The 23,953-nt window shown below is 46.8% G+C and carries 20 protein-coding genes, 1 tRNA gene, 3 rRNA genes and 1 other RNA gene; 23 read left to right on the plus strand and 2 right to left on the minus strand.

Going from position 1 to position 23,953, the window contains the following annotated elements; genetic code table 11:
• The first annotated feature begins 48 nt into the window (after positions 1 to 48).
• A complete protein-coding gene (locus AC2EXB_RS00080) occupies positions 49 to 933 on the plus strand; it encodes an alpha/beta fold hydrolase (RefSeq protein ID WP_483602903.1) in 885 nt (294 codons plus the stop codon).
• On the opposite strand, the gene tadA is transcribed toward AC2EXB_RS00080, so the two are convergent.
• A complete protein-coding gene (gene tadA, locus AC2EXB_RS00085) occupies positions 925 to 1,419 on the minus strand; it encodes a tRNA adenosine(34) deaminase TadA (RefSeq protein WP_483602905.1) in 495 nt (164 codons plus the stop codon). The genes AC2EXB_RS00080 and tadA overlap by 9 nt on opposite strands.
• 139 nt (positions 1,420 to 1,558) lie before the next feature.
• Here tadA and AC2EXB_RS00090 point away from each other — a divergent pair, with 139 nt between their 5' ends.
• The 3 genes from AC2EXB_RS00090 (at position 1,559) to AC2EXB_RS00100 (ending at position 3,823) form a co-directional block, all read left to right on the plus strand.
• Positions 1,559 to 2,425, plus strand: a complete 867-nt coding sequence (locus tag AC2EXB_RS00090; RefSeq protein WP_483602907.1) for a YitT family protein — start codon at positions 1,559 to 1,561, stop codon at positions 2,423 to 2,425.
• A gap of 94 nt (positions 2,426 to 2,519) precedes the next feature.
• The gene (locus tag AC2EXB_RS00095; protein ID WP_235197747.1) at positions 2,520 to 3,158 is read left to right on the plus strand and encodes a deoxynucleoside kinase; all 639 of its coding nucleotides are present in this window, start codon (positions 2,520 to 2,522) and stop codon (positions 3,156 to 3,158) included.
• Positions 3,155 to 3,823 carry a deoxynucleoside kinase gene (locus tag AC2EXB_RS00100; protein WP_235197748.1) on the plus strand — a complete coding sequence of 223 codons (669 nt, stop codon included), beginning with the start codon at positions 3,155 to 3,157 and terminating at the stop codon, positions 3,821 to 3,823. Before AC2EXB_RS00095 ends, AC2EXB_RS00100 begins: the two co-directional genes overlap by 4 nt.
• Before the next feature lie 191 nt (positions 3,824 to 4,014).
• On the opposite strand, the gene AC2EXB_RS00105 is transcribed toward AC2EXB_RS00100, so the two are convergent.
• Positions 4,015 to 4,107 (minus strand) — tRNA-Ser (locus tag AC2EXB_RS00105).
• Positions 4,108 to 4,288: 181 nt separating this feature from the next.
• Between AC2EXB_RS00105 and ffs the strand changes: the two genes are divergently transcribed.
• The 19 genes from ffs to rsmI all read left to right on the plus strand — a co-directional run bounded on the left by ffs (position 4,289) and on the right by rsmI (position 23,939).
• An RNA gene (gene ffs / locus AC2EXB_RS00110) (signal recognition particle sRNA large type) lies at positions 4,289 to 4,554 on the plus strand.
• A gap of 159 nt (positions 4,555 to 4,713) precedes the next feature.
• A complete protein-coding gene (gene dnaX / locus AC2EXB_RS00115; protein WP_483602909.1) occupies positions 4,714 to 6,453 on the plus strand; it encodes a DNA polymerase III subunit gamma/tau in 1,740 nt (579 codons plus the stop codon).
• Positions 6,454 to 6,481: 28 nt separating this feature from the next.
• Positions 6,482 to 6,802 (plus strand): YbaB/EbfC family nucleoid-associated protein, encoded by a 321-nt coding sequence (locus AC2EXB_RS00120; RefSeq protein ID WP_235197750.1) that lies wholly within the window; start codon positions 6,482 to 6,484, stop codon positions 6,800 to 6,802.
• A gap of 11 nt (positions 6,803 to 6,813) precedes the next feature.
• Positions 6,814 to 7,410 carry a recombination mediator RecR gene (gene recR / locus AC2EXB_RS00125; RefSeq protein WP_052649537.1) on the plus strand — a complete coding sequence of 199 codons (597 nt, stop codon included), beginning with the start codon at positions 6,814 to 6,816 and terminating at the stop codon, positions 7,408 to 7,410.
• 91 nt (positions 7,411 to 7,501) lie between these two features.
• The gene (locus AC2EXB_RS00130; protein ID WP_483602911.1) at positions 7,502 to 7,717 is read left to right on the plus strand and encodes a YaaL family protein; all 216 of its coding nucleotides are present in this window, start codon (positions 7,502 to 7,504) and stop codon (positions 7,715 to 7,717) included.
• 470 nt (positions 7,718 to 8,187) lie between these two features.
• Positions 8,188 to 9,738 (plus strand): 16S ribosomal RNA (locus tag AC2EXB_RS00135).
• A gap of 206 nt (positions 9,739 to 9,944) precedes the next feature.
• Positions 9,945 to 12,878, plus strand: a 23S ribosomal RNA gene (locus AC2EXB_RS00140).
• Positions 12,879 to 12,960: 82 nt separating this feature from the next.
• Positions 12,961 to 13,076, plus strand: a 5S ribosomal RNA gene (gene rrf / locus AC2EXB_RS00145).
• Together the 16S, 23S and 5S rRNA genes form the textbook arrangement of a ribosomal RNA operon.
• A gap of 134 nt (positions 13,077 to 13,210) precedes the next feature.
• Complete coding sequence (locus AC2EXB_RS00150; protein ID WP_483602913.1) at positions 13,211 to 14,638, plus strand: aminotransferase class I/II-fold pyridoxal phosphate-dependent enzyme; 1,428 nt, start codon at positions 13,211 to 13,213, stop codon at positions 14,636 to 14,638.
• 61 nt (positions 14,639 to 14,699) lie between these two features.
• The gene (ppx, locus tag AC2EXB_RS00155; protein WP_483604693.1) at positions 14,700 to 16,229 is read left to right on the plus strand and encodes an exopolyphosphatase; all 1,530 of its coding nucleotides are present in this window, start codon (positions 14,700 to 14,702) and stop codon (positions 16,227 to 16,229) included.
• A gap of 98 nt (positions 16,230 to 16,327) precedes the next feature.
• Positions 16,328 to 18,430: an RNA degradosome polyphosphate kinase gene (locus tag AC2EXB_RS00160; RefSeq protein WP_483604695.1), complete on the plus strand. Its 2,103-nt coding sequence runs from the start codon at positions 16,328 to 16,330 to the stop codon at positions 18,428 to 18,430.
• Between the two features lie 124 nt (positions 18,431 to 18,554).
• Positions 18,555 to 19,187 carry a dTMP kinase gene (tmk, locus tag AC2EXB_RS00165; RefSeq protein ID WP_483602914.1) on the plus strand — a complete coding sequence of 211 codons (633 nt, stop codon included), beginning with the start codon at positions 18,555 to 18,557 and terminating at the stop codon, positions 19,185 to 19,187.
• Between the two features lie 100 nt (positions 19,188 to 19,287).
• Positions 19,288 to 19,617 (plus strand): cyclic-di-AMP receptor, encoded by a 330-nt coding sequence (locus AC2EXB_RS00170; protein WP_052649532.1) that lies wholly within the window; start codon positions 19,288 to 19,290, stop codon positions 19,615 to 19,617.
• 101 nt (positions 19,618 to 19,718) lie between these two features.
• Positions 19,719 to 20,711 carry a DNA polymerase III subunit delta' gene (gene holB, locus AC2EXB_RS00175; RefSeq protein ID WP_483602916.1) on the plus strand — a complete coding sequence of 331 codons (993 nt, stop codon included), beginning with the start codon at positions 19,719 to 19,721 and terminating at the stop codon, positions 20,709 to 20,711.
• 4 nt (positions 20,712 to 20,715) lie between these two features.
• Complete coding sequence (locus AC2EXB_RS00180; protein WP_235197755.1) at positions 20,716 to 21,528, plus strand: PSP1 domain-containing protein; 813 nt, start codon at positions 20,716 to 20,718, stop codon at positions 21,526 to 21,528.
• A 10-nt stretch (positions 21,529 to 21,538) separates the two neighbouring features.
• Positions 21,539 to 21,898 (plus strand): DNA replication initiation control protein YabA, encoded by a 360-nt coding sequence (gene yabA, locus AC2EXB_RS00185; protein ID WP_260107713.1) that lies wholly within the window; start codon positions 21,539 to 21,541, stop codon positions 21,896 to 21,898.
• 181 nt (positions 21,899 to 22,079) lie between these two features.
• Positions 22,080 to 22,817 (plus strand): tRNA1(Val) (adenine(37)-N6)-methyltransferase, encoded by a 738-nt coding sequence (locus tag AC2EXB_RS00190; RefSeq protein WP_483602918.1) that lies wholly within the window; start codon positions 22,080 to 22,082, stop codon positions 22,815 to 22,817.
• Positions 22,804 to 23,073: a GIY-YIG nuclease family protein gene (locus AC2EXB_RS00195; protein WP_251480436.1), complete on the plus strand. Its 270-nt coding sequence runs from the start codon at positions 22,804 to 22,806 to the stop codon at positions 23,071 to 23,073. Before AC2EXB_RS00190 ends, AC2EXB_RS00195 begins: the two co-directional genes overlap by 14 nt.
• Entirely contained in the window at positions 23,070 to 23,939 is an 870-nt protein-coding gene (gene rsmI, locus AC2EXB_RS00200; protein ID WP_483602920.1) for a 16S rRNA (cytidine(1402)-2'-O)-methyltransferase, read from the plus strand. The genes AC2EXB_RS00195 and rsmI overlap by 4 nt, the downstream gene beginning before the upstream one ends.
• The last annotated feature ends 14 nt before the right edge of the window (positions 23,940 to 23,953 follow it).

Genomic DNA, 23,953 nt, shown 5'->3' on the forward strand with positions numbered 1-23,953 from the left:
TGAAATCGGGTAAAGAAGGGGAAAGGCTGATCGAAAGGAATGATAAAAGTGGAACAAGTCTCTTTTGAATTTGTCAAAACGAACGGCATTACCCTTCATGCGGCTGTAGCGGGTCCCGAAAACGGGCCGCTTGTCGTATTGCTGCATGGCTTTCCTGAATTTTGGTACGGGTGGATTCATCAAATTGAACCGCTTGCAGCAAAAGGCTACCGCGTTGTGGTGGCGGATCAGCGCGGCTATAATTTGAGCGATAAACCGGAAGGCATTGAAAACTACACATTGGATTTATTGCGCGATGATATTGTAGGATTGATCGAAGGGTTTGAACGAACGAGTGCAACGGTGATCGGGCATGATTGGGGAGGTGCGGTCGCCTGGCATTTGGCTGCAACCAAACCGCAATACGTCGAGCAGCTGATTGCTGTGAACATCCCCCATCCAAAGGCAATGCCGCGTGTCATGAAGAAAAATCCGGCGCAATGGGTGAAGAGTTCCTATATCGCTTTTTTCCAAGTGCCTGAGCTTCCTGAGAAAACATTGGCAGCGGATTATTTTAAAACGATGGTCAGCAGTTTGGTGTCGACGAGCCGGCCGAATACTTTTTCAGAAGAGGAGATTTCCGCTTATCAATCCGCTTGGGCGCAGCCCGGTGCATTGACGGCGATGCTCAATTGGTACCGGGCGATCCGAAAAGGCAGCATGCTGCAGACGCCCGAAGAGAAAATCGGGGTGCCCGTGCGGATCCTCTGGGGACTCGGGGATCAGTTCTTATCTCCGATGCTCGCAAAAGAAAGCCTGAATTTCTGTGAAGACGGAGAACTGGTCTTTATCGGAGAAGCTACCCACTGGGTGCATCATGAGCAATCTTACATTGTAAACAAGTTAATTGCCCATTTTTTAGACGAGAAAAAAGCGGAAGCTCCTTTAAGATAAGGACTCCCGCTTTTTCTTCTTCTTTTTTTCCCGGAGAGCACGGAAGAAATGGGTCAGCAACTGGCCGCATTCTTCTGCCCGTACATTTTCCGTCACATCGCATTGATGGTTAAAGCGGTCGTCATTCAGCAAACGGTAAAGCGAATCGACGCTTCCGGCTTTCACATCGCGCGCTCCGTAAATCACACGCGGAATACGGGATTGCAGGATGGCACCGGCACACATCGGGCATGGCTCTAACGTTACGTAAAGTTGGGTGTTTTCCAAACGCCAGCTGCCGAGTTTCTCACAGGCTTCCTGGATGGCTAATAGCTCGGCATGCGTAACGGCGTTTTGTGTCGTCTCCCGCAGGTTATGGGCTCTTGCAATAACTTCCCCGTCGCGGACAATGACCGCGCCAATCGGCACTTCTCCTTTTGCTGCTGCTTTTTCAGCTTCTTCAATTGCCAATTGCATATAGAAATGATCTAATTCGCTGCCATTCATCAAACATCGCTCCTTATTTGATAGTGTAGCATTTTTTTATGGTTTTAGAACCTTCTCTTCACATCGCATCAAGACAAACGTCCCGATAAAAGGTAAAATAAAAATGGACTAAAAGACAAAGGTGAACATTAGGGGAGATTTGATGGTAAAAGAACATAAAAAGGAGTCTTTTCGGCATTTGATCGGGCGTTTTTGCCTTATTTTATTAGGTGCGACCATGGCTGCTGTTTCAATCGAACTTTTTTTAGTGCCGAATTCGATCATTGATGGCGGCATTATCGGGATTTCGTTGATTTTGGACTATTTAACGCCCATTCCTTTTGGTATTTTGATGGTAGTGATCAATTTGCCATTCCTCTTCTTTGGATACAAACACATCGGAAAAAACTTCTTTATGTCTTCGATTTTTGCAATTGTCGCGCTGGCCATTATTGAATTTCCTCTGCACCCGATTCCGGGAGTGGTTGATGATCCGTTGCTTGCCACGGTTTTTGGCGGTCTCCTTCTGGGGGCTGGGGTAGGGCTCGTCATCCGAAACGGCGGGGCGCTAGATGGAACGGAAATCCTCGGTATTTTGTTGACCCGCAAATTGCCTTTTTCCGTTGGTGAATTCGTTATGTTTGCCAATATCTTCATTTTCCTATGGGCCGGATTTGTACTTGGATGGGAACATGCGATGTATTCCATTTTGACTTATTACATTGCTTCGAAAACCATCGATATGGTGATCCAAGGCTTAGATGATACAAAAGCCGTACTGATCGTTTCAGATGAGTTCATCGAACTGGGCGCTGCCATCAATTCACGTCTTGGCCGAAGCGTCACCAAACTTCACGGCAAGGGCGGGTTTGAAGAATCGGCGAAAGATGTCATTTATGTCGTCGTTACGCGCTTGGAAATTTCAAAGCTTAAACAAATTGTCGCAGACATCGACCCCAATGCATTTGTCACCATCATGGACACCCAGGAAGTCCACGGCGGAACCTTCAAAGCAGCTATCCATTAAACTGGACGGCTGTTTTTTTTCTACTTTTCATGTTCTGTCTATGGTAAAATAAATGGCATTGCATCACACTTGAAAAGAAAGAGGGGGACTTCCCATGCCGGTGCCATTTATCACGGTAGAAGGTCCGATAGGCGTTGGCAAAACGTCATTGACGAAAGTAATTGCTGAACAAAACCAATTCCAACTGCTAAAAGAAATCGTGGACGAAAACCCGTTTCTCAATAAATTCTATGAAGATATTGAAGAGTGGAGCTTCCAGACGGAAATGTTCTTTTTATGCAATCGCTATAAACAATTATCCGATATCCAGAAAAAGTTCATCTCGAACCGTGAACCTGTCGTAGCGGATTACCATATTTTTAAAAACCTCATTTTTGCAAAGCGGACATTGCCGGAAGCGGAATATGCCAAATACGAAGCGATTTACCGCATCTTGACGGCGGATATGCCGAAACCCAATGTCATCATTTATTTGCATGCGAGCTTGGATACATTGATGAAACGCATCAAGCTGCGTGGCCGCGAATTTGAAAAGATGATTACGCCGGAATACATGGAACAGCTGGCTGCAGATTACCATGCCTTCATCGAAGTTTTTGAACAGGCGCATCCGGAAATACCGGTTCTTCGTTTTAACGGAGATGAAATCGATTTCGTCCAAAATGAAGCAGACTTGCAGCTGATTTTAAGCAAAGTGGACGAAACTCTACAACAAAGGAGCTTATCAATATGAATTTACGTGAAAAATACGGTATCCCTTCGGATGCAGTAATAACGATTGCAGGGACTGTAGGTGTCGGCAAGTCGACGATGACGAAAGCTTTGGCAGATGCCTTGCATTTCCGGACATCGTTTGAAAAAGTGGATACAAATCCTTATTTGGATTTGTTCTACGATGATTTCGAGAAATGGAGCTTCCATCTGCAAATTTATTTCCTGGCTGAACGCTTCAAAGAACAAAAGCGGATGTTCGAATATGGGGGCGGCTTTATCCAGGACCGTTCGATTTACGAAGATACCGGTATTTTCGCGAAAATGCACTGGGAAAAAGGCACAATGAACAATGTCGACTACGAAACCTATACGAATCTGTTCGAAGCGATGGTCATGACGCCGTATTTCCCGCATCCGGATTTGCTGATTTACCTAGAAGGATCGCTTGAGGACATTCTTGGACGCATCCAGGAACGCGGCCGCTTGATGGAGCAGCAGACGCCTGTTGAGTATTGGGTGGAAATGCACGACCGCTACGAAAAGTGGATCAACAGCTTTAACGGCTGCCCGGTACTTCGCTTGAACATCAGCGACTATGATTTGATGAACGATCCGGATTGTTCGGAAAAAATCGTTGAGCGCATCGGGAACTTTCTTCAGCAAACGGCTGTATTAAAAAAATAAACCTTAACCCCCTTAGGCACTAAAGCCTGAGGGGTTCTTTATTTCCCAGGAAATAGAAAAAGCAGAAGGCGTAAGCCCTCTGCTTGAATGAGTATGTATCAAAATCTTCAGACATATAACTGTTAAGAAAAATTCGCTACTTGCGTAACGAATCCAATCTCGAATTTATATGCGCGTGTAAATTCAAAAAATGGAGGAGGAAGAGGGATTCGAACCCCCGCGGGATTTGACTCCCCTGTCGGTTTTCAAGACCGATCCCTTCAGCCAAACTTGGGTATTCCTCCGTATCAGACAAGAATTAATTTATCACGGATTGATATTTGCTGTCAACACTTTCAAAGAATTTTTTTGAGATTTTTTTAATTTCGTGGAAAATCGTGATTGGAACAAGGAATTTAACGGGATTTCATTTTAATAAAGCTTACGGATTGATTTTTTTTAGAAATATTCGTATACTAGTAAATGCCGTGCTAGGTGGGAAGGTAGCGGTGTCCTGTAACCTGCAATCCGCTCTAGCAGGACTGAATTCCTTTCTGAGGCTGTTTGTATGCAAGGTCTGCCTCTTGCACGTAGTGTTGACGTCTGGGTCCTGCGCAATGGGAACCCATGAACCATGTCAGGTCCGGAAGGAAGCAGCATTAAGTGGAACTTTTCATGTGCCGCGGGGTTGCCTAGATCGAGCCAACGACAAGGGTAACGCTTGTGTGCAACAGTCGAAGAAAGGTGCACGGCATTAACTTTAAAACTCAGAGCCTGTCCGCAAGTTATTGCGGGCAGGTTTTTTGTATGTTCTCAAGGGGGATTCACCGGGAGAAATCATTCAGAAGAACCCCCTATTTATGGTATAATAAAAGGACCGAAAACAGATTTTACAAAAGGAGAGAAAACCGTTGGCGTATCAAGCTTTTTATCGTGTGTACAGACCCCAGTCCTTTTCTGAAATGTCAGGTCAGTCGCATATCAAACAAACCCTTCAAAATGCTCTCCTTTACAATAAGACCACGCATGCTTATTTGTTCTCGGGACCAAGAGGAACAGGGAAGACAAGTACAGCTAAAATTTTCGCCAAGGCATTGAACTGTGAACAGGCACCCGTTGCAGAACCATGCAATGAATGTGCTTCTTGCCGCAGCATCACCGAAGGTTCGAATACAGACGTCATCGAATTTGATGCGGCGTCCAACTCGCGTGTAGAGGAAATGCGGGAAATTATCGAGAAAGTCCGTTTCTCTCCAGCGAATTCGCGTTTTAAGATTTACATCATTGATGAAGTCCATATGCTATCCAACAGTGCTTTCAATGCTTTATTGAAAACGTTAGAAGAGCCGCCGGAACATGTGGTGTTCATTCTCGCAACAACCGAGCCGCATAAATTGCCGCTAACCATCATTTCACGCTGCCAGCGCTTTGATTTCAAGCGATTGACACAGGCGGATATTGTAGACCGCATGATCGAAGTGTTGACGGATGCAGAAATTCCGTACAACGAACAAGTGCTGAAAGTGATTGCACAAGCTGCTGCAGGCGGGATGCGGGATGCCCTTAGTTTGCTCGACCAAGTGGTTTCTTTCAGTGGAGATGAAATGACTTTGGAAGATGCCCTTTTGGTGACTGGTTCCATCAGCCAGGACATGTTCTACGATATTGCAGAAGCGTTGGTGGCAAAAGACATCGGACAAGCGCTCACGCTGCTTGAACAATTGGTGCGGGACGGGAAAGATCCGGTTCGTTTAGTAGAAGATTTCATTACATTCTTCCGCGATCTTTTATTGATCCAGACAGCTCCTGATTTGCACGATATGCTGGAGCTTGCAAGCCATGAACCGCGTTTTGAGGAGTTAGCGAAACAATTCAATCCGGTGACTCTATATGAATGGATTGACGTGTTGACGAAAACGCAGCAGGAAATGCGTTTTTCCAACCATACGAAAATCTATATGGAAACAGCCTTGCTGAAAATGGTGCAAGCTGATGCACCCGTGTTAAGTTCATCTTCCCAAGTTTCCGCTTCGCCGGAACTGGAAGCGAAAGTGAATCAGCTGGAGCAATTGGTCATCCAGCTTCAGCAGCAGCTGAAAAATGGTTCAGCAGCGGCTCCGGCCGGGGCAGCAGCTGAACCAAAAAGACGTCAGCGTTCGCAAAGCAGTTATAAAACGCCGGTTGGCCGGATTGAAGATGTCTTGAAAAATGCGACCAAACCGGATATTCAAGCGATTAAAACCAATTGGGCGACGGTCATGGCGCAATTGCAGAAATCCCATTCAGCTTTATTGAATGAAGCGGAGCCCGTAGCGGCTTCACCGGATGCTTTTGTGTTAAAATTCAAGTATGATATTCATTGTCAGATGGCAGCAGATAACCAGACCTTTTCTGTCGCTTTCAGCCAGCTGCTTGAGCAGTATACAGGCAAAGCGTATACGCCCATCTTTGTACCGGATGAAAGCTGGCTGAAAATCCGAGAAGACTTCATTAAGAGCAATGGATTGAAATCAGGTGCAGAGGAAAGACAGACAGAGTCGGAAGAAGAACATCCTTTCTCGGCGGAAGGCGCAGCAGCGGAAGAAGATCCGTTCATCGCTGAAGCTGAGCGGCTTTTCGGAAAAGACTTTGTGGAAGTACAAGAAGACTAATTAAACGAATCTTAAGGAGGAAACAATTATGCGCGGTGGCGGAAATATGCAAGGCATGATGAAACAAATGCAGAAAATGCAAAAACAGATGGCAGAGGCCCAAGAAGAACTAGGAACGTTGAAATTTGAAGGGTCAGCTGGCGGCGGCATGGTGAAAGTTACCGTTTCAGGCCACAAAGAAGTTCTAGATTTCGCATTAGACCCATCTGTTGTTGATCCGGAAGATGTTGAAATGCTGCAGGATTTATTAATCGTAGCTACAAACGAAGCGTTTAAAAAAGCGGATGAACATGCGAATTCCACAATGGGGAAATTCACTAAGGGCTTAAATATTCCTGGCATGTTCTAGGAGGAAACGATATGCATTACCCTGAACCAATTTCGAAATTAATGGAGAGTTTTATGAAATTGCCAGGAATCGGGCCGAAAACAGCGGCCCGTCTGGCATTTTTTGTGCTTGGAATGAAAGAAGATACCGTTCTTGATTTTGCGAAAGCGTTAGTGGATGCAAAGCGGAATTTAAGTTTTTGCTCGAATTGCGGGCATATTACCGATATTGATCCTTGCCATATTTGCCAGGATCAAAGTCGAGACCGTTCCACTATCTGCGTAGTGCAGGATCCAAAAGATGTCATTGCGATGGAAAAGATGCGCGATTATACGGGGCTGTACCATGTGCTGCAAGGTGCGATTTCTCCAATGGATGGAATCGGACCGGAAGACATTAACGTACCGTCATTGTTGAAGCGGCTTCAAGATGAGACTGTGAAGGAATTGATCCTGGCAACAAACCCGACCATAGAGGGAGAAGCAACAGCTATGTATATTTCTCGTCTCGTGAAGCCATCCGGCATTAAGACGACGAGAATTGCGCATGGCCTTCCGGTCGGCGGAGATCTGGAGTATGCAGATGAAGTGACTTTATCGAAAGCTCTAGAAGGCCGGCGTGAACTCTAAGGCAAGATGCGTATTTATAGTTTAGTATTCTCCCACTTGTAAAAGTGGGAGTTTTACTGCCCGTCAATAGGGCTGAAGAGGGGATTAACGAATGCTGTTTTCAAAAAGAGGGAAATTGAAAAAAGAATTCGATGAACAGCTCATCGATCAGTTCATTGAAACAAAGCAAAGTCTTCAGAAAGCCCAGAGGCTTGAGGAACTCTCGGATGATTACGATCTATTTGTCATTACGGAGAGAAAGATCATTGAAAGCAAATATCTGTTTCTGCTGAAAGAAGCAAGAAACCGAAAAGTGAAGATTAGATAAAAGGCCGGCGCTTATAAAACAAAGCGCTGCTTTTTATTGCTAAAACCTTGAAAATGAAGATAAGCGACAAAGGTTCGAAGCGCTTTTTATCGAACGCTTATATAGAAGAAACTCATTAGCAATAGTGGAATACTTTTTAAATATAATATTTATCGTCAAAAGTGTTGACACTTATGGAAACATGCTTTAATATAATAGGAGTCGCCAAGAGAGAAACAAAAAACGAATAACATCTGGTGGCAACATGAACCTTGAAAACTGAACAGCAAAACGTCAACGAAAGACGTCACGAGCGCCTTGGCGCGAGAACGGCTTTTGCGAAGGTTGCCTTTGGGCAATCGGAGCAAGGCTGCTTCCATCACCGGGTGCCCGTGACCTACATTACTGATCAGGCTTTTGCCAGAGCAAAGCGAATCGCGCGTCTTTTCGGAGGCGGCGATGCGCCAGCATTGAGCAATCAATACTACTCTATAATGGAGAGTTTGATCCTGGCTCAGGACGAACGCTGGCGGCGTGCCTAATACATGCAAGTCGAGCGGAACTGGGGGAGCTTGCTCCTTCCAGTTTAGCGGCGGACGGGTGAGTAACACGTGGGCAACCTGCCCTGCAGATCGGGATAACTCCGGGAAACCGGTGCTAATACCGAATAGTTTGAGGCCTCTCCTGAGGCTTCACGGAAAGACGGTTTCGGCTGTCACTGCAGGATGGGCCCGCGGCGCATTAGCTAGTTGGTGGGGTAACGGCCCACCAAGGCCACGATGCGTAGCCGACCTGAGAGGGTGACCGGCCACACTGGGACTGAGACACGGCCCAGACTCCTACGGGAGGCAGCAGTAGGGAATCTTCCGCAATGGACGCAAGTCTGACGGAGCAACGCCGCGTGAGTGACGAAGGTTTTCGGATCGTAAAACTCTGTTGTGAGGGAAGAACACGTACCAACTAACTATTGGTACCTTGACGGTACCTCACCAGAAAGCCACGGCTAACTACGTGCCAGCAGCCGCGGTAATACGTAGGTGGCAAGCGTTGTCCGGAATTATTGGGCGTAAAGCGCGCGCAGGCGGTTCCTTAAGTCTGATGTGAAAGCCCACGGCTCAACCGTGGAGGGTCATTGGAAACTGGGGAACTTGAGTGCAGAAGAGGAAAGTGGAATTCCACGTGTAGCGGTGAAATGCGTAGAGATGTGGAGGAACACCAGTGGCGAAGGCGACTTTCTGGTCTGTAACTGACGCTGAGGCGCGAAAGCGTGGGGAGCAAACAGGATTAGATACCCTGGTAGTCCACGCCGTAAACGATGAGTGCTAAGTGTTAGGGGGTTTCCGCCCCTTAGTGCTGCAGCTAACGCATTAAGCACTCCGCCTGGGGAGTACGGCCGCAAGGCTGAAACTCAAAGGAATTGACGGGGGCCCGCACAAGCGGTGGAGCATGTGGTTTAATTCGAAGCAACGCGAAGAACCTTACCAGGTCTTGACATCCCGCTGCCCGCCTTGGAGACAAGGCTTTCCCTTCGGGGACAGCGGTGACAGGTGGTGCATGGTTGTCGTCAGCTCGTGTCGTGAGATGTTGGGTTAAGTCCCGCAACGAGCGCAACCCTTGATCTTAGTTGCCAGCATTCAGTTGGGCACTCTAAGGTGACTGCCGGTGACAAACCGGAGGAAGGTGGGGATGACGTCAAATCATCATGCCCCTTATGACCTGGGCTACACACGTGCTACAATGGACGGTACAAAGGGCAGCCAACCCGCGAGGGGGAGCCAATCCCAGAAAACCGTTCTCAGTTCGGATTGCAGGCTGCAACTCGCCTGCATGAAGCCGGAATCGCTAGTAATCGTGGATCAGCATGCCACGGTGAATACGTTCCCGGGCCTTGTACACACCGCCCGTCACACCACGAGAGTTTGTAACACCCGAAGTCGGTGGGGTAACCCTAGTGGAGCCAGCCGCCGAAGGTGGGACAGATGATTGGGGTGAAGTCGTAACAAGGTAGCCGTATCGGAAGGTGCGGCTGGATCACCTCCTTTCTAAGGATTTATTCGGAAACAAGATCTCCGGATCTTGTGTTGACGTTTTGCGTTCAGTTTTGAAGGTTCACCCTTCAGGCGTGAGCCTGTTTTGTGACTTCAAACTTGTTCTTTGAAAACTGGATAAAACGACATTGAAACAAATGAAAACAAGCAATTCATGCAAGCACGATCCCAATTGGGATCCACTTTTTAACAAACCACTTGGTTAAGTTAGAAAGGGCGCACGGTGAATGCCTTGGCACTAGGAGCCGAAGAAGGACGGCACTAACACCGATATGCTTCGGGGAGCTGTAAGTGAGCTGTGATCCGGAGATTTCCGAATGGGGGAACCCACCGCCTTTAATGGGGCGGTATCCATGTGTGAATACATAGCACATGAGAAGGCAGACCCAGGGAACTGAAACATCTAAGTACCTGGAGGAAGAGAAAGCAAATGCGATTCCCTGAGTAGCGGCGAGCGAAACGGGAACAGCCCAAACCAAGAGGCTTGCCTCTTGGGGTTGTAGGACACTCATTGCGGAGTTACAAAATCCGAATTTAAGCGAAGCGACCTGGAACGGTCCGCGAGACAAGGTAACAGCCCTGTAGCTGAAAGGTTCGGATCTCCCGAGTGGATCCTGAGTACGGCGGAACACGTGAAATTCCGTCGGAATCCGGGAGGACCATCTCCCAAGGCTAAATACTCCCTAGTGACCGATAGTGAACCAGTACCGTGAGGGAAAGGTGAAAAGCACCCCGGAAGGGGAGTGAAACAGATCCTGAAACCGTGTGCCTACAAGTAGTCAAAGCCCGTTAATGGGTGATGGCGTGCCTTTTGTAGAATGAACCGGCGAGTTACGATTGCATGCAAGGTTAAGCTGAGAAGGCGGAGCCGCAGCGAAAGCGAGTCTGAATAGGGCGAATGAGTATGCAGTTGTAGACCCGAAACCAGGTGATCTACCCATGTCCAGGGTGAAGGTAAGGTAACACTTACTGGAGGCCCGAACCCACGCACGTTGAAAAGTGCGGGGATGAGGTGTGGGTAGCGGAGAAATTCCAATCGAACCTGGAGATAGCTGGTTCTCTCCGAAATAGCTTTAGGGCTAGCCTCAATCGTTTAGAATCCTGGAGGTAGAGCACTGTTTGGACTAGGGGCCCATCCCGGGTTACCGAATTCAGACAAACTCCGAATGCCAGTGATTTATGATTGGGAGTCAGACTGCGAGTGATAAGATCCGTAGTCAAGAGGGAAACAGCCCAGACCACCAGCTAAGGTCCCCAAATATCCGTTAAGTGGAAAAGGATGTGGCGTTGCTTAGACAACCAGGATGTTGGCTTAGAAGCAGCCATCATTTAAAGAGTGCGTAATAGCTCACTGGTCGAGTGACACTGCGCCGAAAATGTACCGGGGCTAAACGGATTACCGAAGCTGTGGATGGACCTCATCTGAGGTCCGTGGTAGGAGAGCGTTCTAAGGGCGTTGAAGTCAGACCGGAAGGACTGGTGGAGCGCTTAGAAGTGAGAATGCCGGTATGAGTAACGAAAGACGGGTGAGAATCCCGTCCACCGAATGCCTAAGGTTTCCTGAGGAAGGCTCGTCCGCTCAGGGTCAGTCGGGACCTAAGTCGAGGCCGATAGGCGTAGACGATGGACAACAGGTTGATATTCCTGTACCACCTCCCCGCCGTTTGAGCAATGGGGGGACGCAGAAGGATAAGGTGAGCGCGCCGTTGGTTGTGCGCGTCCAAGCAGTGAGGCGTGGAATGAGGCAAATCCCATTCCTGATACGTTAAGCTGTGACGGCAAGAGGATTCATCCTCGAGTCCCTGATTTCACACTGCCAAGAAAAGCCTCTAGCGAGGCGGGAGGTGCCCGTACCGCAAACCGACACAGGTAGGCGAGAAGAGAATTCTAAGGTGAGCGAGTGAACTCTCGTTAAGGAACTCGGCAAAATGACCCCGTAACTTCGGGAGAAGGGGTGCTCTGGTAGGGTGAATAGCCCGAGAGAGCCGCAGTGAATAGGCCCAGGCGACTGTTTAGCAAAAACACAGGTCTCTGCAAAACCGTAAGGTGACGTATAGGGGCTGACGCCTGCCCGGTGCTGGAAGGTTAAGGGGAGTGCTTAGCGCAAGCGAAGGTGCGAACTGAAGCCCCAGTAAACGGCGGCCGTAACTATAACGGTCCTAAGGTAGCGAAATTCCTTGTCGGGTAAGTTCCGACCCGCACGAAAGGCGTAACGATCTGGGCACTGTCTCAACGAGAGACTCGGTGAAATTATAGTACCTGTGAAGATGCAGGTTACCCGCGACAGGACGGAAAGACCCCGTGGAGCTTTACTGTAGCCTGATATTGAATTTTGGTGCAACTTGTACAGGATAGGTAGGAGCCTTTGAGCCCGGAGCGCCAGCTTCGGAGGAGGCGTCGGTGGGATACTACCCTGGTTGTATTGAAATTCTAACCCACACCCCTGATCGGGGTGGGAGACAGTGTCAGGCGGGCAGTTTGACTGGGGCGGTCGCCTCCTAAAGAGTAACGGAGGCGCCCAAAGGTTCCCTCAGAATGGTTGGAAATCATTCGCAGAGTGTAAAGGCACAAGGGAGCTTGACTGCGAGACGTACAGGTCGAGCAGGGTCGAAAGACGGGCTTAGTGATCCGGTGGTTCCGCATGGAAGGGCCATCGCTCAACGGATAAAAGCTACCCCGGGGATAACAGGCTTATCTCCCCCAAGAGTCCACATCGACGGGGAGGTTTGGCACCTCGATGTCGGCTCATCGCATCCTGGGGCTGTAGTCGGTCCCAAGGGTTGGGCTGTTCGCCCATTAAAGCGGTACGCGAGCTGGGTTCAGAACGTCGTGAGACAGTTCGGTCCCTATCCGTCGCGGGCGCAGGAAATTTGAGAGGAGCTGTCCTTAGTACGAGAGGACCGGGATGGACACACCGCTGGTGTACCAGTTGTTCTGCCAAGGGCATCGCTGGGTAGCTATGTGTGGCCGGGATAAGTGCTGAAAGCATCTAAGCACGAAGCCCCCCTCAAGATGAGATTTCCCATTGCGCAAGCAAGTAAGATCCCTCAAAGACGATGAGGTAGATAGGTTCGAGGTGGAAGCGTGGCGACACGTGCAGCTGACGAATACTAATCGATCGAGGACTTAACCAAAATGGCTTTCTGAAGAGCGCGTTTCCTGTATTCAATGTCGAATATCCAGTTTTGAGTGAACAAGTCACTCTGAAAAAAATAGTCCAGTGATGATGGCAAAGAGGCCACACCCGTTCCCATCCCGAACACGGAAGTTAAGCTCTTTTGCGCCGATGGTAGTTGGGGGTCTCCCCCTGTGAGAGTAGGACGTCGCTGGGCACGTGGAAAGTCGTTACCGTAGCCGGTAACGGCTTTTTTTGTGCGTTCATTTATATGGATGAATCTGTCGGTTTTAAAATGAAGGAAGGATTTCTGTATAATGGACTATATTAAAGCAAATAAGGATGGCGATTATGACACAGCAAAAACCATTAGTAGCAGCATTAACCGAATTTCAACAGAAGCGACCCTTTTCTTTTCATGTGCCTGGGCATAAAAACGGGATGCTTTCAGGATTGCCAGCCGACTTTAAACAAGTACTTCCATATGATTTGACAGAGCTCACCGGCTTGGATGATTTGCATTACCCGGAAGAAGTCATCAAAGAAGCACAGCAACTGTTAGCTGAAACTTATGCCGCCGAGCATAGCTTTTTCTTAGTGAATGGTTCAACTGTTGGGAATTTGGCGATGATTTATGCGGTTTGCGGAGAAGGAGATCATGTAATCGTCCAAAGAAATTCACATAAATCCATCTTCCATGCTTTGGAGCTTGCAAAAGCCCGTCCAGTGTTCATATCGCCTGAATGGGACCAAACATCATTGACTGCTGGAGGGGTAAGGTTAACGGATGTCGAAGCGGTGATTCGAGAATATCCACATGCAAAAGCTATAGTTCTCACGTATCCGAATTATTATGGAATGGCTTCAAACGAAATGGGGAAAATCATTGAATTGTGCCATGAACAAGGGATGCCGATTTTGGTGGATGAAGCCCACGGAGCTCACTTTCAATTAGGAGCCCCTTATCCTATATCCTCTTTAACGATGGGAGCAGATGCGGTCGTCCATTCCGCACATAAGACATTGCCGGCCATGACAATGGGATCGTTTCTCCATATCCAAGGGTCGCTCATTGCCGTAGATAAAGTAAGGAAGTATTTGCGGATGCTTCAATCCAGCAGTCCGTCTTATGTCATTATGGCATCATTGGATGATGCGAGATCCTACATACAAACTTATTCCCAAGCAGACAAAAAGAGTTTTGAAGAAAAGCGCCACCAATTTGTAGAAAGCTTGAAAAGCTTGCCGAATCTAGAAGTTTACGAAGCTGATGATCCGTTGAAATTGATGCTTCGTGTACCTTATCACAGCGGGTATCAGTTAAAGGAACAATTAGAGCAAGAAGGGATCCATGCCGAGCTGGCCGATCCTTATCAAGTATTATTGATTTTGCCTTTATTGAAGCGAGAGCACGGTTTTTCGTTTGCAGAGGTGAGAAGGCGAGTCAAAGGCGCTTTGGAAAAACTAAAAGAAGTTCCGCGTAAAGCAGTGGATGTGACGGTGAAGTCGCAAGAGGCGTTAAGTACGCTTGAAGCGACGTTTGCTGAACTGGAGGGTGAAGGGGAATGGATTTCTTATACGAAGGCCCAGGGGCGCATATCGGCAGCCATGATTGTGCCATATCCTCCTGGAATTCCGCTCGTGTTGGCAGGGGAGAGATGGAGCACCGATAAATTAGAGAGTTTGATGGACTATATAGCAACAGGTGCACAGATTCAAGGCGAACATCGGCTTTCTGAAAAATTAATTCGGGTGCTTCCTGAAAAATATCGTCCATGAGGGCTTAGAAATGGGTATGGAGGAGTATACGAAATTCTACAGTCAGGAAGTGATGATCATGATGAGTGAGGAAAAGTACGCAATTGTGGATATCGGATCTAACACGATGCGATTGGTCATTTATACGCGGGATAAAAGTGGAAGATTGACGGAAAGCGAAAACGTCAAGGCGGTCGCGCGCTTGCGGAATTATTTGACAGCGTCAGGAGAAATGGGAAGTGAAGGAATTGATGTCCTGGTACATACTTTGCAGAGTTTCCAGGAAGTCACGCGGCATCATAATTTGCAAGAAGTGAAATGCGTCGCTACTGCAGCGATTCGCCAAGCCAATAATCAACAGGAAATTATCGACCGCGTAGAGGCAGAAACAGACTTTTCAATCCGGATTTTGTCGGAATACGAAGAAGCCAATTATGGCTTTTTGGCAGTTGTCAATTCAACGCCTTTCAAGGACGGGATTACGGTGGATATTGGCGGAGGCAGTACCGAGATTACGTTTTTCGAAAATCGCAAATTGATTTATTTCTATAGTTTTCCGTTCGGGGCTTTGTCTTTAAAACAACAGTTTATCAAAGGTGATATGCCAACAAAAGATGAATTGCGGAAGCTTCGGAAGTTTTTGCAGGAGCAGTTTGCGAGCTTGCCGTGGCTGGCAGATAAAAAATTGCCATTGATCGGCATCGGGGGAAGTGCCCGGAATCTGGCTCAGGTTCACCAGGAGTATATTGAATACCCGGTCGCAGGCATTCATCAATACATGATGTCCATCAGCGAAGTCAAAAAGATGAATGCGATGCTATTATCCTTGGATTTTTCTGAAGTACAGAAAGTAGAAGGACTCTCAAAAGACCGTTCCGATATTATCATTCCAGCCATTGAAGTCTTTTCTTGCCTCATGGATTTGATCAAGGCTGAAACCTTTGTCTTGAGCCGAAAAGGACTGAGAGACGGCGTGTTTTATGAAGAATTGACAAAAGACTTCGAGCTGTCCATTTTCCCGAATGTCATGGAAGAAAGCTTTTATGAGCTAGCGAGTGATTACGACATCAATTTGACGCATGCCACCCATGTCAGTACGTACGCATTGATGATTGCGCACGAATTGGAGAGAATTGGGCTGCTCGAATTGAATGAAGAGGATTTGAAATTCATCCGTCTTGGCAGTGCGTTGTATAACTTAGGCACTTATATCGATGCGGAAGCGAGCAACCAGCATACCTTCTATTTGCTGGCGAACCGCACCATCGACGGATTGCTTCATAAAGAGCGGCTGACTGTCGCTTTGGTTGCTTCCTTTAAAAATAAAGAAGTGTTCAAACGGAATGCAGCCCTCTACCAAGACTGGTATTCAAAAGAAGAGTTGGCAAAATACAGCCTTTTTGGCGCTATAGTCAAGCTCGCTTATAGTCTGAATGCGACAAAACGCAATATTATTGAATCTGTCCATGTCGATCCGGCTGCAGACGGTTTATTGTTCAATGTCGAATGCAATAATGACTGGAAACCAGAACAATACCAGGCAGAAAAGCAGAAAAAGCATTTGGAAAAGCAGTTGAAGAAAAATATCGATTTTCAATTTACATTATCTTAACAATCAAATCAGCCTTTAGGGAGCAACCACTAATTTCAACATGATAAAATTGAAAGAGCGGAAAATTGCAGGTAAAGGTGGCGGTGACGGTGAAAACGATGAACAAGCAGGAGGAAGCGTTGAATAGCCCTTCTTACTATAACAATAGGGAACTTAGCTGGTTGGCTTTCAATGAGCGTGTGTTGATGGAAGCGTTGGATAAGCGAAACCCGTTATTAGAGCGCTTTAAGTTTTTGGCCATTTTCAGCTCGAATCTGGATGAGTTTTTCATGGTTCGGGTAGCAGGGCTGCAAGACCAAGTGAAAGTGGGCTTTAGCAAGCCGGAAAACAAAGCCGGCATGTCTCCGAGGCTTCAATTAAAAGAAATTGCGAATAAAACCCATCAATTGGTGGAACTGCAGCATGAGACCCTTCAAAATGCATTGATTCCTGCGATGAAGCACGAAGGCGTCAAGTTTTTCAAAATGGAGGAATTGAATCCGCATGATTTGGAGTTTGTGGAGCGTTATTACGATGAACAGATTTTTCCGGTGTTGACGCCTATGGCCATCGACGCTTACCGGCCATTTCCCATGCTTCTCAATAAGAGCATCAATTTGGCGGTCGTCTTGGAAGACCGTAATGAAGAAGCTGAAGTGCGCTATAAGACGGCCATTGTCCAAGTCCCTTCTGTCATCGACCGTTTAGTGCAATTGGATGCCAAAGCAGGAAAAGAACGCATCGTCTTGCTCGAGGACATCATTAGCCACTTTATCGGGAAGCTGTTTCATGGCTTTACCGTTAAATCGGTATCGGTATTCCGGATTACTCGAAATGCAGATATGACCATCCACGAAGAAGGCGCACGTGATTTGCTGAAAGAAATTGAAAAAGAGTTGAGAAAGCGCAAATGGGGAGCAGCTGTCCGGCTGGAAATTCAAAAAGAAAGATTTGACCAGGAACTGCTGCCGTATTTGATGGATGAACTGGAAGTGCATAAAAAAGATGTTTATGAAATCCATGGACCGCTTGACCTGACTCTATTTTTCAACTTTTATAAAACGATGCAGAAAACCCATGAAAAGTTAATCTATAGTGCCCGTATTTCCCAGCCATCACCAGATCTTGCGTTCAATGAAAATATTTTTTTAAAAGTCATGGAAAAGGATTTGTTTCTCCACCATCCGTACCAGTCTTTCGAGCCGGTAGTCGAATTTGTTTCAGGAGCTGCTGATGATCCGGAAGTGCTTGCCATCAAACAGACGCTTTACCGGGTAAGCGGTGATTCTCCGATCATCAAGGCGTTAAAGCGAGCAGCTGAAAAAGGCAAGCAAGTGATGGTACTCGTCGAATTAAAGGCCCGTTTTGATGAAGAAAACAACGTTCAATGGGCAAAAGAGCTTGAACAAGCAGGATGCCATGTAATTTACGGAATGACCCATCTGAAAACGCATAGCAAAATTACGCTGGTGGTGAGAAAAAGAGACGACCACATCGAACGCTTTGTGCACTTAGGGACGGGGAATTACAACGACCAGACCGCCAAAGTCTATACGGATATGAGTTTATTTACCTCAAAAAAGGAATTCGGTGTGGATGCGACGAACTTCTTTAATTACTTAAGCGGTTATACCGAAAAGCCGGAATTCCACCATCTTTCAGTCGCCCCTTTTACGATCCGGCATGACTTTATCCAATTGATTGAAGATGAAATCGAATTTCAGAAAAAGCATGGCAACGGCCGCATTATCGCTAAAATGAACTCCTTGACCGATAAAACCATCATCAAAAAATTGTATCAGGCTTCGATTGCGGGTGTTCGAGTGGACTTGATCGTAAGGGGCATTTGCTGTCTGCGTCCAGGGATTAAGGGAATTAGCGATCATATCCGGGTGATTAGCATCGTCGGCAGGCTATTGGAGCATAGCCGCATCTATTATTTCCACCATAACGGCAAGGAAAAGGTATTTTTGTCTTCGGCCGATATGATGACCCGCAATATGGAAAACCGCATTGAAATCCTTTTCCCGCTTTACGATAAGGAGATCAAAAACCAAGTAAAGCATATTTTGGACGTGTCGTTGCAGGATAACGTAAAAGCGAGGGAACAGGATGCGCATGGGCGCTATCATTATGTAGAACGCAAAAAAGGTGAGCCCGAAATCAATAGCCAGCTTGTTTTATACAATGAAGCTTACCGAGTGGCAGAAGATGAAGAGTAAAAGGCAAAAGCAGGTGCGCTTGGCATCTGTTTTTTCATTTAAGGACAAGGCTTACAATGTATTAAGCCGCGCCTTTCCTGTATAGTTAAAGGAGTAGAACATCAGGAAAACGGGTGAATGAATAGTGGGTTATTTGATTACATTAGAAGGCGGAGAAGGCTCAGGCAAAACGACGGTCTTGAAGCTGGTGGCGGAAGCGCTGCAGCAGCAGGGATTCGAAGTCGAATGCACAAGAGAGCCGGGAGGCATTGAAATTGCCGAAGAGATCCGCCACGTCATTTTAGATAGCAAGAATACGAAAATGGATGGCCGTACAGAAGCTTTATTGTATGCGGCTGCCAGAAGACAGCATTTGGTCGAAAAAGTCATTCCGGCATTAAATGCCGGGAAAATCGTCTTATGCGATCGCTACATAGACAGCAGTTTGGCTTATCAAGGGCATGCAAGAGGGCTTGGGATAGCGGAAATCTACTCCATCAACAAATTCGCAATCGACGATTATATGCCGAATCTAACCTTGTATTTTGACGTCGATCCGGAAATCGGCCTTAGCCGTATCCAAAAAGATCTGGTCAGAGAAGTGAATCGCCTTGATTTGGAGTCGATGAAATTCCACCTCTCTGTCAGAGAAGGGTACCAGATTTTGGTGGAACAATACCCGGAACGCATTCAAGTGATTGACGCATCAAAAGAATTAGCACAGGTAGTTCAAGAAGCTTTGCAGAAAGTGGAAGCTTTTATCAAAAATCCGCAATGAAGGCAGTTGCAGCGATGAAAATGTATGGAATGTTGACTTATGAAGTTTACAATTCATGGTATACTAATTATAGAAAGACTATAAAAAGGAGTGAGTGCTGATGAAACTCGTCGTAGCAGTTGTGCAGGACCAAGACAGTAACCGATTATCCAACGCCTTAACCAAAAATGATTTCCGGGCTACAAAACTTGCCAGTACAGGAGGGTTTTTGCGCTCAGGAAATACCACCTTTTTAATCGGGGTGGAAGATGGCCTTGTACCGAAATTGATGGATTTGATCCGCGATAATTGCCGTTCACGTGAACAAATGGTCGCGCCGGTTTCGCCGATGGGCGGAAATGCCGATTCGTATATCCCGTATCCGGTAGAAGTAGAAGTAGGCGGAGCCACGATCTTCGTCTTGCCAATCGAGCAATTCCACCATTTCTAGAATCCCATTAATAGCATTCACGGTTGCCAGTCAACTATTATACAAGACACCCGTGCTCCATTTGGAACACGGGATTTTTTACAGAGGCTGAAGGTGAAAATGTGCAGAAGACAATTGAAGAGTTTCAAGAAATGCAGCCGGTCGTGATGAAAAGGCTGCAAGGTGCTTACGCGAAGGATCGATTGGCCCACGCCTATCTGTTCGAAGGCCCTGCAGGTTCCGGATTGACCGAAATCACACATTTTTTCGTGAAGCTTTTGCTTTGCGAAACTCCTTTAGAAAATGTTCCATGTGAAACATGCCGAAGCTGCCAGCTTTATAATTCCGGCAACCATCCGAATATTCTCTTCATAGAACCGGATGGCCAAAACATCAAAATCGATCAAATCCGGGAATTGATCTTCAAGATGAATAAAACAGGCTTTAGTTCCGGCCGTAAGATATATGTGATCCAAGAAGCAGACCGTATGAATAATTCTTCTGCCAACGCGTTGTTGAAGTTCTTAGAAGAGCCAGAATTCAACGTAACGGCCATTTTGCTGACAGAGCGTTTAAATGCCATCATGACAACCATCCGTTCCCGCTGCCAGCTGGTGTCTTTCCAACCGTTATCGAGGAAAAAAGTGATGGAAAAGTTGGTGCAAGATGGCATGACCGCTTCAATGGCGGCGACGGTCAGCATGTTGACGCAGAGCACGGAAGAAGCAGTTCAGCTAGGTTCAGATGAAGATTTCATCCAACAGCGCAAGCTTGTGTTAAAATTAGTCGATGTTGCCAGCCAGAATGTCCACGAGGCGCTTTTATTGCTTCAATCGGAATGGCTTCCTTTATTTAAAGAAAAAGAGGATGCCGAAAGAGGGCTGGACATGTTATTATTTGCATATCGGGACATTGCTTCAGTAAAAGCGGGTCTCGAGACGGCAAGAACATATCCAGACATGGAAGAAACTTGGAAGCAGATGGCGTTGCAGCGTTCGTTTAACGTATTGTCTAAGCAATTGCAGGCTGTTTTGCAAGCTAAGCAGCAATTGCCGCGCAATATGAACCGGACACTGTTGATGGAGCAATTAATGCTAAATCTGCAGGAGGGGTAAGCGAGTGTATAACGTAATTGGTGTCCGCTTTAAAAAAGCGGGTAAAATATATTATTTTGACCCAGGAGAATTTGTGATTGAAAAAGACGATTACGTCATCGTTGAAACTGCACGAGGTGTGGAATACGGCAAAGTCGTCGTTCCCACCAAGACAGTTGAAGAACATGACGTCGTATTGCCGCTTAAGCAAGTGGTGCGCGTAGCAAGCGACCGCGATCGCCAACAGGTAGAAGAAAACCGCCTGGAAGCGAGCCGTGCGTTCGAGATGGGAACGGAAAAAATCGAAGAGCATCGCTTGGAGATGAAATTGGTTGATGTGGAATATACATTTGACCGCAATAAAGTCATTTTCTATTTCACGGCTGAAGGCCGTGTCGATTTCCGCAACTTGGTAAAAGATTTGGCGTCCATTTTCCGGACACGCATCGAATTGCGCCAGATCGGCGTACGTGATGAAGCGAAAATGCTTGGCGGCATCGGTCCATGCGGCCGCATGCTTTGCTGTTCAACATTCCTCGGCGATTTCGAACCGGTTTCGATCAAAATGGCGAAAGACCAAAACTTATCGTTGAATCCTTCGAAGATTTCAGGTTTATGCGGCCGTTTGATGTGCTGCTTGAAATACGAAAACGATGAATACGAAACAGCGAAAAAAGAAATGCCGGATGTAGGCGCACGTGTATCCACTCCGGATGGAGACGGCCGTGTAGTCAGCATGAATATTTTGGAGCGCGTCTTAAAAATCCGTCTTTCTGAGCAAGAACAGACACTAGAATATGCATTAAGTGAGATAATGGGCCAAGGAACGAGAGCGTGAGGTGGTTTAAGTGAAAGAAAAGAACTTTTTAGACACGGTGATGGATTTTGAACAGCAACTCGAGTCAATGCAAGAACAATTTCGCGAATTGAAAGCGGTAGTGGCCCATACAATGGAAGAGCATCATGCACTGCAGCTAGAGAATCATCATCTGCGTGCACGGCTGGATGAACTTCATAAAGCTGTTCCTGAAACAGCAGTAGTGGATCCAGTGAAATTGAAAAAAGCGGTCATGGACATCGGAGAAGGCTATGATAATTTAGCGCGCCTTTACCATGAAGGGTATCATGTCTGCAATGTTCATTTCGGCAGTTCCAGAAAAGGCGACGATTGCCTGTTTTGTTTATCGTTCTTAAACAAACAAAATTAAAATGCCAGTTTAACCGAAAGGCTTCCGACACTCCGTGTGGCGGCAGCCTTTTGTTATTAAATAAGAAAATGGAGAATGCAGACTTGCGTGTTCTGCCTTAAAGCAGGATGGCTGCGACAAGGAACTTAGGTTGCCTGCCTCAGATGGGCGCTTGCGCATTTCTTTAGAGGAGTTGAAACAAATGTTGATAGATGACGAACGGCTCGATTATTTATTGGCAGAAGATTTACGGATTATCCAGAGCCCTTCGGTGTTTTCGTTTTCGTTGGATGCGGTGCTCTTGGCACGGTTCGCTTACGTTCCTTTGAAGCGTGGGAAAATCGTCGATTTGTGTACGGGAAATGGTGCCATTCCACTATTCTTGAGTGCCCGGACGGAATCGTCGATTATCGGTGTGGAACTGCAGGAGCGGTTGGTCCATATGGCGCGCAGAAGCGTTGCGTATAATAACTTAACGGAACAAATCGAAATTATCGAAGGCGATGTTAAAGAAATCCCGGCACGCTTGGGAATCGAAAAATACGATGTGGTCACATGCAACCCGCCTTATTTTCCAGCCCATGAAATGAGCGATAAGAACATCAGTGAGCATATGGCGATTGCCCGGCATGAACTCCATTTGACATTGGATGAAGCTGTAAATGCCGCGAGCAAGCTATTGAAGCAAGGCGGAAAAGCGGCATTCGTCCATCGTTCGGGAAGGCTGATTGATATCATTTCTGCTATGCGGGCGAATCGATTAGAGCCGAAACGCATTCGCCTCGTGTATCCGAAAGAAGGAAAAGAAGCCAATACCTTATTGATTGAAGGGATTAAAGACGGCAAGCCGGATTTGAAAATCCTTCCGCCGCTGATTGTCTATAATTCCGAAGGCGAATACACAGAAGAAGTGAGAGCGTTGCTTTATGGAGACAAATAATCATTATTTCTATGTATTGGAATGTGCAGACGGTTCCTACTACGCCGGCTACACGAATGATTTAGAGAAACGCTTGGCAGCACATAATGCAGGAAAAGGCGCGAAGTATACCCGAGCTAAAGGGCCTGTAAAAATGATTCATCATGAACGTTTTGACACGAAACCGCTGGCGATGAAGGCGGAATATGCTTTTAAGCAATTGCCGAAGCCGAAGAAGGTCCGTTATATTGCTGAAGGGAAGGGAGAGAGCCGATGAAATCTCAAAAAAGTTTTTTGGAAAACAAAGCCACGCTTTATCTCGTAGCCACACCAATTGGCAATTTGGAGGACATGACGGTACGGGCGATCCGCATATTAAAAGAAGTGGATATTATTGCTGCGGAAGATACCCGCAATACGAAACAGCTTTGCAATTATTTTGAAATCCATACGAAGCTTGTCAGCTACCATGAACATAACCAGGAAAGCGGCGGATTTAAAATTCTTTCGTACTTGCAGGAAGGCAAGTCCGTTGCGCTCGTCAGCGATGCCGGCATGCCTTGCATTTCCGATCCAGGGGAAGACATTGTCCGCCGGGCAGTAGCGGAAGACTTCCCTGTGGTGCCAGTGCCAGGAGCCAATGCTGCACTCAGCGCTTTGATTGCATCGGGCATTTCGCCGCAGCCATTCCTTTTTTATGGATTCCTATCGCGCAATAAAAAAGAGCGGCAGGCTGAACTGGAAATGCTCAGCCAAAAACAGGAAACGCTGATTTTTTATGAAGCGCCGCATCGTTTAAAGGAAAGCTTGAAATCGGTGCAAAAAGCATTCGGAGACGACCGGCAGATTGTTATGGCACGCGAAGTGACCAAAAAGTTTGAAGAGTTTCTGCGAGGCACGGTTGGAGAAGCTGTCTTATGGGCTGAAGAGAATACCATCCGTGGTGAATTTTGCATTATAATAGAAGGAAATGATTCGCCGGAACTTGAAATCCAGGAGCAATGGTGGGAATCGTTGTCGATTTCTGCACATGTCGAAGAATTGATGAAGAAAAAAGACCTTTCCTCGAAAGAGGCTATCAAAGAAGTCGCAGTGGAGCGAAAAATGTCGAAACGCGACGTGTACCAAGAGTATCATGTCTGATAAAAACGGCGCCA

This window comes from Planococcus alkaliphilus (genome assembly GCF_057031095.1).